Annotated in this window: 15 protein-coding genes; all 15 read left to right on the top strand. The window is 57.2% G+C overall.

Annotated features, from left to right (window positions below; genetic code table 11):
• Positions 1-125: 125 nt before the first annotated feature.
• The 15 genes from rpmH (at position 126) to atpA (ending at position 13,321) form a co-directional block, all read left to right on the top strand.
• Complete coding sequence (gene rpmH, locus KCG87_RS03095; RefSeq protein ID WP_003213577.1) at positions 126-260, top strand: 50S ribosomal protein L34; 135 nt, start codon at positions 126-128, stop codon at positions 258-260.
• Positions 261-276: 16 nt separating this feature from the next.
• Entirely contained in the window at positions 277-678 is a 402-nt protein-coding gene (gene rnpA / locus KCG87_RS03090) for a ribonuclease P protein component (protein WP_011336726.1), read from the top strand.
• Positions 671-916, top strand: coding sequence for a membrane protein insertion efficiency factor YidD (gene yidD / locus KCG87_RS03085; RefSeq protein ID WP_080761984.1), 246 nt, complete (start codon positions 671-673; stop codon positions 914-916). The genes rnpA and yidD overlap by 8 nt, the downstream gene beginning before the upstream one ends.
• Positions 917-918: 2 nt before the next feature.
• Complete coding sequence (gene yidC, locus KCG87_RS03080) at positions 919-2,601, top strand: membrane protein insertase YidC (RefSeq protein WP_134785066.1); 1,683 nt, start codon at positions 919-921, stop codon at positions 2,599-2,601.
• An 81-nt stretch (positions 2,602-2,682) separates the two neighbouring features.
• The gene (mnmE, locus tag KCG87_RS03075; protein WP_210556215.1) at positions 2,683-4,053 is read left to right on the top strand and encodes a tRNA uridine-5-carboxymethylaminomethyl(34) synthesis GTPase MnmE; all 1,371 of its coding nucleotides are present in this window, start codon (positions 2,683-2,685) and stop codon (positions 4,051-4,053) included.
• Between the two features lie 552 nt (positions 4,054-4,605).
• Positions 4,606-6,504 carry a tRNA uridine-5-carboxymethylaminomethyl(34) synthesis enzyme MnmG gene (mnmG, locus tag KCG87_RS03070; RefSeq protein WP_210556217.1) on the top strand — a complete coding sequence of 633 codons (1,899 nt, stop codon included), beginning with the start codon at positions 4,606-4,608 and terminating at the stop codon, positions 6,502-6,504.
• Positions 6,501-7,145 (top strand): 16S rRNA (guanine(527)-N(7))-methyltransferase RsmG, encoded by a 645-nt coding sequence (gene rsmG, locus KCG87_RS03065; RefSeq protein WP_210556219.1) that lies wholly within the window; start codon positions 6,501-6,503, stop codon positions 7,143-7,145. Before mnmG ends, rsmG begins: the two co-directional genes overlap by 4 nt.
• Before the next feature lie 18 nt (positions 7,146-7,163).
• Positions 7,164-7,961, top strand: coding sequence for a ParA family protein (locus KCG87_RS03060; RefSeq protein WP_098966416.1), 798 nt, complete (start codon positions 7,164-7,166; stop codon positions 7,959-7,961).
• 9 nt (positions 7,962-7,970) lie between these two features.
• Complete coding sequence (locus KCG87_RS03055; RefSeq protein ID WP_007960777.1) at positions 7,971-8,843, top strand: ParB/RepB/Spo0J family partition protein; 873 nt, start codon at positions 7,971-7,973, stop codon at positions 8,841-8,843.
• A gap of 148 nt (positions 8,844-8,991) precedes the next feature.
• The gene (locus KCG87_RS03050) at positions 8,992-9,399 is read left to right on the top strand and encodes a F0F1 ATP synthase subunit I (protein WP_003229783.1); all 408 of its coding nucleotides are present in this window, start codon (positions 8,992-8,994) and stop codon (positions 9,397-9,399) included.
• Positions 9,400-9,415: 16 nt separating this feature from the next.
• Positions 9,416-10,285, top strand: coding sequence for a F0F1 ATP synthase subunit A (gene atpB / locus KCG87_RS03045; protein ID WP_007960779.1), 870 nt, complete (start codon positions 9,416-9,418; stop codon positions 10,283-10,285).
• A 133-nt stretch (positions 10,286-10,418) separates the two neighbouring features.
• Positions 10,419-10,676 (top strand): F0F1 ATP synthase subunit C, encoded by a 258-nt coding sequence (gene atpE / locus KCG87_RS03040; RefSeq protein ID WP_003097235.1) that lies wholly within the window; start codon positions 10,419-10,421, stop codon positions 10,674-10,676.
• 59 nt (positions 10,677-10,735) lie between these two features.
• The gene (locus tag KCG87_RS03035; protein WP_011336718.1) at positions 10,736-11,206 is read left to right on the top strand and encodes a F0F1 ATP synthase subunit B; all 471 of its coding nucleotides are present in this window, start codon (positions 10,736-10,738) and stop codon (positions 11,204-11,206) included.
• A gap of 12 nt (positions 11,207-11,218) precedes the next feature.
• Positions 11,219-11,755, top strand: a complete 537-nt coding sequence (locus KCG87_RS03030) for a F0F1 ATP synthase subunit delta (protein ID WP_007911956.1) — start codon at positions 11,219-11,221, stop codon at positions 11,753-11,755.
• A 21-nt stretch (positions 11,756-11,776) separates the two neighbouring features.
• Entirely contained in the window at positions 11,777-13,321 is a 1,545-nt protein-coding gene (atpA, locus tag KCG87_RS03025; RefSeq protein WP_047596971.1) for a F0F1 ATP synthase subunit alpha, read from the top strand.
• The last annotated feature ends 39 nt before the right edge of the window (positions 13,322-13,360 follow it).

Genomic DNA, 13,360 nt, shown 5'->3' with positions numbered 1-13,360 from the left:
CCAGAGATCTATTTATAAGGAAACGTTGGTTGGAAATTGACCTGCGGGCTTGCTTTCTCTAGAATCCCCGGTCTCTTAAAACGGGGGCCATTCCGGCCCGTTGTGGACGAACCAGGTAACACGACATGAAACGTACTTTCCAACCAAGCACTATCAAACGCGCTCGTACCCACGGTTTCCGTGCTCGCATGGCTACCAAGAACGGTCGCGCTGTCCTGTCGCGTCGTCGCGCCAAAGGTCGTGCGCGTCTGGCAGTTTGATAATCCGGTACTGGAGGTGAGTCAGGACTTCAGTCGGGAAAAGCGTCTGCTTACCCCCCGGCATTTCAAGGCAGTCTTTGACTCCCCTACCGGCAAGGTTCCGGGGAAAAATCTCCTGCTCCTTGCGCGCAACAACGATCTTGATCACCCCCGTCTCGGGCTGGTTATCGGGAAAAAGAGCGTAAAGCTCTCCGTTGAGCGCAATCGCCTCAAACGTCTGATGCGCGAATCGTTCCGTCTGCACCAGGATTCTCTGGTCGGCTGGGATATCGTTATCGTCGCGCGCAAAGGTTTGGGCGATGTAGAAAACCCCGAATTGATTCAGCATTTCGGCAAACTCTGGAAGCGTCTGGCCCGTAACAAGCCAGTTCCAGCAGTCAAAACCGAAACTGTAGGGGTAGACAGTCCAGATGCGTAAACTGGCACTCGTTCCGATCCAGTTTTATCGCTACGCCATTAGTCCTTTGATGGCCAGTCACTGTCGTTTCTACCCCAGTTGTTCTTGCTACGCGTATGAAGCCATCGAAAATCATGGCCTTCTGCGCGGTGGCTGGCTGGCCTTTCGTCGTTTAGGTCGCTGTCATCCGTGGAATCCCGGTGGTTATGACCCGGTTCCACCTATCCCTACCTCCCGTTCTTCTTCGATGGCCGAGTAATCATGGATATCAAACGCACGATCCTGATCGTCGCCCTGGCAATCGTGTCCTACGTTATGGTTCTTAAATGGAACCAGGACTATGGCCAGGCTGCCCTGCCGACTCAGAATGTTGCTTCCAGTACGACTGCATCCGGTTTGCCGGACACCGTTCCTGGCAATAACGCTTCCGCCAGTGACGATATTCCGCGTGCCGCAAGCGACACCAGCGCACCTGTGGAAACCCCGGTCGCTGCCAGCAAGGATCTGATCCAGGTCAAAACCGACGTGCTCGATCTGGCGATCGATCCCCAGGGCGGTGACGTTGCTCAACTGACTTTGCCACTGTATCCACGTCGTCAGGATCGTCCTGATGTACCGTTCCAGCTGTTCGACAACGGCGGCGAACGTACTTATCTGGCACAAAGCGGCCTGATCGGCACCAACGGTCCGGACGCAAGCCCGGCCGGTCGTCCGGTTTACGCCTCGGAGAAGAAAAGTTATCAACTGACTGACGGTCAGGACCAATTGGTCGTCGACCTGAAGTTCAGCAAGGACGGCGTCAACTACATCAAGCGTTTCACCCTGAAACGCGGCCTGTATGACGTTACCGTGACCTACCTTGTGGATAACCAGAGCGCTCAGCCTTGGTCGGGTTCGATGTTCGCCCAACTGAAGCGCGACGCCAGTGCCGACCCTTCGTCGACCACTGCCACCGGCACCGCGACTTACCTGGGCGCCGCCCTGTGGACAAGTTCCGAGCCGTACAAGAAAGTGTCCATGAAAGACATGGACAAAGGTCAGCTCAAGGAAACCGTCACCGGTGGCTGGGTAGCCTGGCTGCAACACTACTTCGTGACTGCATGGGTTGCGCCGAAGGGCGAAAACAACATTGTTCAGACGCGTAAGGACAGCAAAGGCAACTACATCATCGGTTACACCGGTCCTTCGCTGACCGCTGCACCGGGTGCCAAAGTTGAAACCAGCGCCATTCTTTACGCCGGGCCGAAAAGCCAGGCCGTACTGAAACAGTTATCCCCAGGTCTGGAACTGACAGTCGACTACGGCATTCTGTGGTTCATCGCTCAGCCGATCTTCTGGTTGCTGCAACACATCCACGCGATCGTGGGTAACTGGGGCTGGTCGATTATCTTCCTGACCATGCTGATCAAGGGCATCTTCTTCCCGCTGTCGGCTGCCAGCTACAAATCCATGGCGCGCATGCGTGCCGTAGCACCGAAACTGGCTGCACTGAAAGAGCAACATGGCGATGACCGGCAGAAAATGTCGCAAGCCATGATGGAGCTGTACAAGAAAGAGAAGATCAATCCGCTGGGCGGCTGCTTGCCGATCCTCGTGCAGATGCCGGTTTTCCTTTCGCTGTACTGGGTTCTGCTGGAAAGCGTGGAAATGCGCCAAGCGCCATTCATGCTGTGGATCACTGACCTGTCGATCAAGGATCCGTTCTTCATCCTGCCGATCATCATGGGCGCGACCATGTTCATCCAGCAGCGTCTGAACCCGACTCCACCGGATCCGATGCAGGCGAAGGTCATGAAAATGATGCCAATCATCTTCACCTTCTTCTTCCTGTGGTTCCCTGCTGGTTTGGTGCTGTACTGGGTTGTGAACAACTGCCTGTCGATTGCCCAACAGTGGTACATCACGCGTAAGATCGAAGCGGCGACGAAAAAAGCCGAGGCGTAACTTACTCTGTGGATAACACCACTCAAAACGCCCCCTAGTGGGGCGTTTTGCTATCTGCCACTTTTGTCTGGATTCCGGTTTATGAGCGTACCTCGTGAAACCATCGCTGCTGTCGCCACCGCTCAAGGTCGCGGCGGTGTCGGCATCGTCCGTATTTCCGGGCCGTTGGCCAGTGTTGCGGCCAAAGCCATCAGCGGCCGCGAACTGAAACCGCGTTACGCGCATTACGGGCCGTTTTTCAGTGATGACCGGCAGGTGCTGGACGAAGGTCTGGCGCTATATTTCCCGGGCCCCAACTCGTTCACCGGCGAAGACGTGCTGGAACTGCAGGGACACGGTGGCCCGATCGTTCTCGACATGTTGCTCAAGCGTTGCCTGGAACTGGGTTGCCGTTTGGCCCGTCCGGGTGAATTCAGCGAGCGCGCGTTCCTCAACGACAAACTGGACCTGGCTCAGGCCGAGGCCATTGCCGACCTGATCGAAGCCAGTTCTGCACAGGCTGCACGCAATGCCTTGCGCTCCCTGCAGGGGGCGTTTTCCCAGCGTGTGCATAACCTCACCGAACAACTGATCGGCCTGCGCATCTACGTCGAAGCCGCCATCGACTTCCCGGAAGAGGAAATCGACTTCCTCGCCGATGGCCACGTGCTGAGCATGCTCGACAAGGTGCGAGAAGAGTTGTCCACCGTGCTGCGTGAAGCCGGGCAGGGCGCGTTGTTGCGTGATGGCATGACGGTGGTGATCGCCGGTCGTCCGAATGCCGGCAAGTCCAGTCTGTTGAATGCCCTGGCCGGCCGCGAAGCCGCGATCGTGACCGAAATTGCCGGCACCACCCGCGATATCCTGCGCGAACATATCCACATCGACGGCATGCCGCTGCATGTTGTCGATACGGCAGGTCTGCGTGATACCGATGATCAGGTGGAAAAGATCGGCGTCGAGCGTGCGTTGAAAGCGATCACTGAAGCGGATCGGGTGCTGCTGGTAGTCGATGCCACCGCGCCGGAAGCTGCAGACCCGTTTGCCCTTTGGCCGGAATTCCTCGAAACCCGTCCGGATCCGGCCAAAGTCACCTTGATTCGCAACAAGGCTGACCTGACGGGTGAAGCGATTGCCCTGGAAGTCAGCGACGATGGCCACGTGACCATAAGCCTTAGCGCCAAATCCGCCGGCGATGGTCTGGAGTTGCTGCGCGAACACCTCAAGGCCTGCATGGGCTATGAGCAAACCTCGGAAAGCAGCTTCAGTGCCCGTCGCCGTCATCTGGAGGCTCTGCGCCATGCCAGTGCAGCGCTGGAACATGGTCGCGCACAGCTGACGTTGGCCGGTGCCGGTGAGCTGCTGGCCGAAGATTTACGTCAGGCCCAGCACTCCCTGGGAGAAATAACCGGGGCATTCAGCTCCGATGACCTGCTTGGCCGGATCTTCTCCAGCTTCTGCATCGGTAAATAACCCTTCTGCTGTTCACAGACAGGCCCGTTCGCGGCCTGTCTGCACTCCTCATTTCTCAATTCCTTTCTCCAGTGCCGGGCAGACTCTCTCGCCCTGGGCGGATTTCCCTTGCCCGCCAACCAATCATTCAGCTGATTTCTGTGGATTAAGCCCTGTGAATAACTGCCAATGAGGTCAGTTGATAACAGGGCGTGAAAACTGGATATAACTGCCTCTGTGGATAACCACCCCATTCATCCACAGGCTTAAACCGGTTATCCAAGGGCCTCCCGAGGACCTGATAACAGGGTTTTGAAACCCTGTACACATTGAATAATAAGGCCTGTAGCAATCTATCCACAGAAAGGTCGGTCAGTAAGAATAAGCATTAAAACAAAGGTTTTATAAATTTCTCTCTTTTTTATTCTTTTAACCTCGAGTTCTCCACAGCTGGTTAAATTTTGTGCAAAGGGTTCTTTAGGAAGGGCGAAGTCCCTATACTTGTCGACCAGGTCCAGAAACCTGATCTCAAACTATTCCTGAATACCTACTTAAGCAGGCACGAGGTGCGTGGTGGATTTCCCTTCCCGTTTTGAAGTGATCGTCATCGGCGGCGGTCATGCCGGTACCGAGGCAGCACTGGCCTCAGCACGTATGGGGGCAAAAACCCTGTTGCTGACGCATAACGTGGAAACCCTCGGTGCCATGAGCTGCAACCCGGCCATCGGTGGCATTGGCAAAAGCCATCTGGTCAAGGAAATCGACGCCCTCGGCGGCGCGATGGCCATGGCTACCGATCTGGGCGGCATCCAGTTTCGCGTATTGAACAGCCGCAAAGGTCCGGCCGTACGAGCGACTCGTGCGCAAGCCGACCGTATTTTGTACAAGGCCGCTGTCCGCGAAATTCTGGAAAACCAACCGAACCTGTGGATATTTCAACAGGCCGCTGACGACCTGATCGTCGAGCAGGACCAGGTTCGCGGTGTTGTCACGCAAATGGGTCTGCGGTTCTTCGCCGATTCCGTGGTGTTGACCACTGGTACGTTCCTCGGTGGACTTATCCACATCGGTTTGCAGAATTTCTCCGGCGGTCGTGCCGGTGACCCGCCATCGATCGCCCTGGCACATCGTCTGCGTGAACTGCCGCTGCGTGTCGGTCGCCTGAAAACCGGTACGCCACCGCGCATCGATGGCAAATCTGTGGATTTCTCGGTCATGACCGAGCAACCGGGCGATACGCCGATCCCCGTCATGTCGTTCATGGGCAAAAAAGAACAGCATCCGCGCCAGGTCAGTTGCTGGATTACCCATACCAACGCGCGCACCCACGAAATCATCGCGGCGAACCTCGATCGTTCGCCGATGTATTCCGCTGCCGGCGAAATCGAGGGCATCGGTCCGCGCTACTGCCCGTCGATCGAAGACAAGATTCATCGCTTTGCCGACAAGGAAAGCCATCAGGTGTTCATCGAGCCGGAAGGCCTGACCACCCATGAGCTGTACCCGAACGGGATATCCACAAGCTTGCCGTTCGACGTGCAATTGCAGATCGTGCAATCGATCCGCGGCATGGAAAACGCGCACATCGTGCGTCCGGGTTATGCGATCGAGTACGACTACTTCGACCCGCGTGACCTGAAATACAGCCTGGAAACCAAAGTTATCGGCGGCCTGTTCTTTGCTGGCCAGATCAACGGCACCACTGGTTACGAAGAAGCCGGTGCGCAAGGTTTGCTCGCCGGGGCCAACGCTGCGCTGCGCGCGAAGGGCAAAGAAGCCTGGTGTCCGCGTCGCGATGAGGCGTACATCGGCGTGCTGGTCGACGACCTGATCACCCTCGGTACCCAAGAGCCGTACCGCATGTTCACTTCCCGTGCCGAGTACCGCCTGATTCTGCGCGAGGACAACGCCGACCTGCGTCTGACCGAAAAAGGTCGTGAACTGGGTCTGGTCGATGACGCGCGTTGGGCGGCCTTCTGCAAGAAACGCGAAAGCATCGAACTGGAAGAGCAGCGCCTGAAGAGCACCTGGGTTCGCCCGGGCACCCAGCAGGGCGATGCGATTGCGGAAAAATTCGGCACGCCGCTGACTCACGAATACAACTTGCTCAACCTCTTGAGCCGTCCGGAAATCGACTACGCTGGTCTGGTCGAAGTGACCGGGCAGGGCGCCGAAGATCCACAGGTCGCCGAACAGGTTGAAATCAAGACCAAATACGCCGGTTACATCGACCGTCAACAGGACGAAATCGCCCGTCTGCGCGCCAGTGAAGACACGAAATTGCCTGTGGATATCGATTACACCAACATTTCCGGTCTCTCCAAGGAGATTCAGAGCAAGCTCGGTGCGACGCGTCCGGAGACGCTCGGCCAGGCTTCGCGGATCCCGGGCGTGACCCCGGCAGCGATTTCGCTGTTGATGATTCATTTGAAAAAACGCGGCGCGGGCCGTCAGTTGGAGCAAAGCGCTTGAGTTCTAAGGTCACTTCGCAACACGCCGAAGAGTTATCCACAGGAGCCCGCGAGCTCGGTGTCAATCTCAGCGTAGCCCAGCACGAATTGCTGCTGGGTTACCTGGCCCTGTTGATCAAATGGAACCAGGCCTACAACCTGACTGCAGTGCGCGATCCTGATGAAATGGTTTCGCGGCATCTGCTCGATAGCTTGAGCGTGATGTCTTTCATCGAAAACGGCCGTTGGCTCGACGTCGGCAGTGGCGGCGGCATGCCGGGGATCCCGTTGGCGATCCTGTATCCGGACTCGCAAGTCACCTGTCTGGACAGCAACGGCAAAAAAACCCGCTTTCTGACTCAGGTCAAACTCGAACTCAAACTGGATAACCTGCAAGTTATCCACAGTCGCGTCGAAGCCTTCCAGCCTGCCCAGCCATTCAACGGGATCATTTCCCGGGCTTTCAGCAGTATGGAGAACTTCACCAACTGGACTCGCCACCTCGGCGATGCCGACACGCGCTGGCTGGCAATGAAGGGCGTTCATCCGGCCGATGAGCTGGTAGCATTGCCGGCAGACTTCAAACTCGATAGCGAACACGCCCTGGCCGTACCCGGTTGCCAAGGCCAACGCCATCTGCTGATACTGCGCCGCACGGCATGATTGGGAACACAAGCAAGAATGGCTAAGGTATTCGCGATAGCGAACCAGAAGGGTGGTGTGGGCAAGACCACCACCTGCATCAACCTCGCAGCATCCCTGGTCGCGACCAAGCGCCGGGTGCTGTTGATCGATCTCGATCCACAGGGCAACGCCACCATGGGTAGCGGTGTGGATAAACATGGCCTGGAAAACTCGGTCTACGACCTGCTGATCGGCGAATGCGATCTGGCCCAGGCCATGCAATACTCCGAGCACGGCGGTTATCAACTGCTGCCGGCCAACCGCGACCTGACCGCGGCAGAAGTGGTTCTGCTGGAAATGCAGATGAAGGAAAGCCGTCTGCGCAGCGCGCTGGCGCCGATCCGTGAAAACTACGATTACATTTTGATCGACTGCCCGCCGTCGCTGTCGATGCTCACATTGAACGCACTGGTCGCCGCTGACGGGGTGATTATCCCCATGCAGTGCGAATACTTTGCGCTCGAAGGCTTGAGCGACCTTGTGGATAACATCAAGCGCATCGCCGAACTGCTGAACCCCAACCTCAAGGTCGAAGGTCTGCTGCGCACCATGTACGACCCGCGGCTGAGCCTGATGAACGATGTTTCGGCGCAGCTCAAGGAACACTTTGGCGAGCAGCTGTACGACACGGTGATCCCGCGCAACATCCGCCTGGCCGAAGCACCGAGCTACGGTATGCCGGCACTGGCCTACGACAAGCAATCGCGCGGCGCGCTGGCCTATTTGGCCCTGGCGGGCGAGATGGTTCGCCGTCAGCGCAAAAATTCACGCATCGCCGCTGCCCAGCCAACTTAAGGAATCCCCATGGCCGTCAAGAAACGAGGTCTCGGACGTGGACTGGATGCACTGCTGAGTGGTCCGACCGTCAGCGCGCTGGAAGAACAGGCGGCGCAGGCCGATACCCGTGAACTGCAACATCTGCCGCTGGACCTGCTGCAGCGTGGCAAATACCAGCCACGCCGCGACATGGACCCGCAGGCGCTGGAAGAGCTGGCGCAGTCGATCAAGGCGCAAGGCGTGATGCAGCCGATCGTGGTGCGCCCGATTGGCGGTGGCCGTTTCGAAATCATCGCCGGCGAACGCCGCTGGCGCGCCAGCCAGCAGGCCGGCCAGGAAACTATCCCGGCGATGGTTCGTGATGTGCCGGATGAGACCGCGATCGCCATTGCGCTGATCGAGAACATCCAGCGTGAAGACCTGAACCCGATTGAGGAAGCCGTCGCCTTGCAGCGTCTGCAGCAGGAATTCCAGCTCACTCAACAGCAGGTGGCCGAGGCTGTGGGTAAGTCCCGCGTGACTGTGGCTAACCTGTTGCGACTTATTGCACTGCCTGAAGTCATCAAGACCATGCTGTCCCACGGTGACCTGGAAATGGGTCATGCCCGTGCTTTGCTCGGTCTGCCGGACAATCAGCAGGTGGAAGGGGCGCGACATGTTGTCGCACGCGGCCTGACTGTGCGCCAAACCGAGGCACTGGTTCGTCAGTGGTTGAGTGGCAAACCGGAGCCTGTGGAAGCGGCCAAACCCGACCCGGATATCGCCCGGCTCGAACAGCGTCTGGCCGAGCGCCTAGGCTCTGCGGTGCAGATTCGCCACGGCAAGAAGGGAAAAGGTCAGCTGGTGATCGGTTACAACTCCCTCGATGAGCTTCAAGGTGTGCTCGCACACATCCGCTGAAACATTTCCTCATGTAGCGCGCAGTCGGAAATCACTACCTGACAGTTGAATAGGGGCAGAACCGCCCCTATACTCTGCGCGCATTTTGTCGGCACAAATTATGCCAAGTTATTGAATTCTGGCAGCCGACCATTGGAGAGCAAACGTGATGGAAACCCGCAAGCCAAACCGCCTGCCGTTCCATCGCCTGGCGGTTTTTCCGGTGTTGATGGCTCAATTTGTCATTTTGCTCATTGCCGCTTTGGCGCTCTGGCAATGGCACGGAGTCGTTGCCGGATACTCGGGACTTTGCGGAGGCCTGATAGCCTTGCTGCCCAATGTTTATTTCGCTCACAAGGCATTTCGGTTTTCCGGCGCCCGAGCAGCCCAGTCCATCGTCCGGTCATTTTATGCCGGCGAGGCAGGCAAACTGATTTTGACGGCAGTGCTGTTTGCACTGGTGTTTGCAGGTGTGAAGCCATTGGCGCCGATCGCAGTATTCGGCGCTTTCGTGCTGACTCAGTCGGTCAGCTGGTTCGCTCCCCTGCTGATGAGAACAAGACTTTCGAGACCTTAGGGCGTTTGAGGCAACCATGGCAGAAACAACCGCTTCGGGCTATATCCAGCACCACTTGCAGAACCTGACCTTCGGTCAGCTACCTAACGGCGGCTGGGGCTTTGCCCATACCGCAGCAGAAGCCAAGGAAATGGGCTTCTGGGCTTTCCACGTCGATACCCTCGGCTGGTCGGTCGCGCTGGGTCTGATCTTCGTTTTCCTTTTCCGCATGGCGGCAAAGAAAGCAACATCGGGTCAGCCAGGTGCTTTGCAGAACTTCGTTGAAGTATTGGTCGAATTCGTCGATGGCAGCGTGAAAGACAGCTTCCATGGCCGTAGCCCGGTGATCGCACCGCTGGCACTGACCATCTTCGTCTGGGTGTTCCTGATGAACGCCGTCGACCTGGTACCGGTCGACTGGATTCCTCAGCTGGCCATCCTGATCACCGGCGACCACCACATCCCGTTCCGTGCCGTGTCGACCACCGACCCGAACGCGACCCTGGGCATGGCGTTCTCGGTTTTCGCACTGATCATTTTCTATAGCATCAAGGTCAAGGGCATCGGCGGCTTCATCGGCGAACTGACCCTGCACCCGTTCGGCAGCAAGAACATCTTCGTTCAGGCCCTGCTGATCCCGGTGAACTTCCTGCTGGAATTCGTGACCCTGATCGCCAAGCCGATCTCTCTGGCCCTGCGTCTGTTCGGCAACATGTATGCCGGCGAGCTGGTGTTCATTCTGATCGCTGTGATGTTCGGCAGCGGCCTGCTCTGGCTGAGTGGCCTGGGCGTTGTTCTGCAGTGGGCGTGGGCTGTGTTCCACATCCTGATCATCACCCTGCAGGCGTTCATCTTCATGATGCTGACCATCGTCTACCTGTCGATGGCGCACGAAGAAAACCATTAAGAGCAGCCTCGGCTGATCTGATGTCCCTCCCGGTCAAACGGGAGGGGGCTCTTAACCGGGCCTCTGAAACGATTTGTTTTACCGCTTTAATCTAAAAAACCTAAACCATACGACGTAAAAGTCGGGAGGAAAGATGGAAACTGTAGTTGGTCTAACCGCTATCGCTGTTGCACTGTTGATCGGCCTGGGCGCACTGGGTACCGCAATTGGTTTCGGCCTGCTGGGCGGCAAGTTCCTGGAAGGCGCAGCGCGTCAGCCAGAAATGGTTCCAATGCTGCAAGTTAAAATGTTCATCGTTGCCGGTCTGCTCGACGCCGTAACCATGATCGGTGTTGGTATCGCTCTGTTCTTCACCTTTGCGAACCCGTTCGTTGGTCAGATCGCTGGCTAATTACCCGGATTCTTCCGAGTAATTTGGTGTGATGGACAACGTAACTGCGAGGTGTTGGCGTGAACATTAATGCGACCCTGATTGGCCAGTCCGTTGCGTTCCTGATTTTTGTACTGTTCTGCATGAAGTTCGTATGGCCTCCGGTCATCGCTGCTCTGCACGAACGTCAAAAGAAGATCGCTGATGGTCTGGACGCTGCCAGCCGTGCAGCTCGCGACCTGGAGTTGGCCCAAGAGAAAGCGGGTCAGCAACTGCGCGAAGCGAAAGCTCAGGCAGCTGAAATCATCGAGCAAGCCAAGAAACGCGGTAACCAGATCGTTGAAGAGGCTGTTGAAAAAGCCCGTATCGACGCTGACCGTGTGAAGGTTCAGGCTCAAGCCGAGATCGAACAGGAACTGAACAGTGTCAAAGACAAGCTGCGCGCCCAAGTGGGCTTGCTGGCTGTCGGCGGCGCCGAGAAGATCCTGGGTGCCACAATCGATCAAAACGCGCACGCAGAGCTGGTTAACCAACTGGCTGCTGAAATCTAAGCGAGGGCGATCATGGCAGAACTGACCACGTTGGCCCGACCTTACGCTAAGGCGGCCTTCGAGCACGCTCAGGCCCACCAGCAACTGGCCAATTGGTCAGCCATGCTCGGCCTGGCTGCAGCGGTGTCACAAGATGACACCATGCAGCGCGTGCTCAAGGCCCCGCGACTGACGAGCGCAGAAAAGGCCGCCACGTTCATTGACGTGTGCGGCGACAAGTTTGATGCCAAGGCACAGAACTTCATCAATGTCGTTGCCGAAAACGACCGTCTCCCGCTTCTGCCGGAGATCGCCGCTCTGTTCGACCTGTACAAGGCCGAACAAGAGAAGTCGGTAGACGTTGAAGTGACCAGTGCTTTCGCATTGAACCAAGAACAGCAAGACAAACTCGCCAAGGTTCTCAGTGCACGACTCAACCGGGAAGTGCGCCTGCAAGTTGCGGAGGATGCTGCCCTTATAGGGGGTGTCGTTATCCGCGCCGGCGACCTGGTTATCGATGGCTCGATTCGCGGCAAAATCGCGAAACTTGCCGAAGCATTGAAATCTTGAGTTTGAAGGGGCAGCAGAGCAATGCAGCAACTCAATCCTTCCGAAATAAGTGAAATTATCAAGGGCCGCATCGACAAGCTCGATGTGACCTCCCAAGCCCGTAACGAAGGCACTGTCGTCAGCGTATCTGACGGCATCGTGCGGATTCACGGTCTGGCCGACGTCATGTACGGCGAGATGATCGAGTTTCCGGGCGGCGTCTACGGTATGGCCCTCAACCTGGAGCAAGACTCCGTAGGTGCCGTTGTACTGGGCGCATACACCAGTCTGGCTGAAGGCATGAGCGCCAAGTGCACCGGCCGCATCCTCGAAGTTCCGGTGGGTAAGGAACTGCTGGGTCGCGTAGTCGATGCACTGGGTAACCCTGTTGACGGCAAAGGTCCACTGGGCAACACCTTGACCGACGCGGTCGAGAAAGTTGCACCGGGCGTGATCTGGCGTAAGTCGGTAGACCAGCCTGTACAGACTGGCTACAAGGCTGTCGATGCCATGATCCCTGTCGGCCGTGGCCAGCGTGAGCTGATCATCGGTGACCGTCAGATCGGTAAAACCGCTCTGGCGATCGACGCGATCATCAACCAGAAAGACAGCGGCATTTTCTGCGTCTATGTAGCGATCGGTCAGAAGCAATCGACCATCGCCAACGTGGTTCGCAAGCTGGAAGAAAACGGCGCCCTGGCCAACACGATCATCGTGGCTGCCAGTGCTTCGGAATCTCCTGCGCTGCAATTCCTGGCACCGTACTCCGGTTGCACCATGGGTGAATTCTTCCGCGACCGCGGTGAAGACGCGCTGATCGTTTATGACGATCTGTCCAAGCAAGCAGTGGCTTACCGCCAGATTTCCCTGCTGCTGCGCCGTCCACCAGGCCGTGAAGCTTACCCAGGCGACGTGTTCTATCTCCACTCCCGTCTGCTGGAGCGCGCATCCCGCGTTTCGGAAGAATACGTAGAGAAGTTCACCAACGGCGCAGTGACCGGCAAAACCGGTTCCCTGACCGCACTGCCAATCATCGAAACCCAGGCTGGCGACGTTTCCGCGTTCGTTCCGACCAACGTGATTTCCATCACCGACGGTCAGATCTTTCTGGAATCGGCCATGTTCAACTCGGGCATCCGCCCTGCAGTGAACGCCGGTGTTTCGGTATCCCGTGTGGGTGGTGCCGCTCAGACCAAGATCATCAAGAAGCTGTCCGGTGGTATCCGTACCGCTCTGGCTCAGTACCGTGAACTGGCGGCATTCGCCCAGTTCGCTTCTGACCTGGACGAAGCGACCCGTAAGCAACTTGAGCATGGTCAGCGCGTTACCGAGCTGATGAAGCAGAAGCAATACGCACCAATGTCGATCGCTGACATGGCGCTGTCGCTGTATGCCGCTGAGCGTGGGTTCCTGACTGACATTGAAATCGCCAAGATCGGCAGCTTCGAACAAGCGCTGATTGCTTTCTTCAACCGCGATCACGCCGATTTGATGGCCAAGATCAACGTTAAAGGTGACTTCAATGACGAAATCGACGCTGGCATGAAAGCCGGTATCGAGAAGTTCAAGGCCACCCAAACCTGGTAAGCCGCAGCGGGAGCCGCAAGGCTCCCGCTTGCTAACCTG

The organism is Pseudomonas sp. MWU347 (assembly GCF_017947305.1).
GTDB lineage: Bacteria > Pseudomonadota > Gammaproteobacteria > Pseudomonadales > Pseudomonadaceae > Aquipseudomonas > Aquipseudomonas putida_A.
The sequence above is the reverse complement of the archived record's forward strand: the minus strand, read 5'-3'. Positions and strand labels throughout refer to the sequence as shown.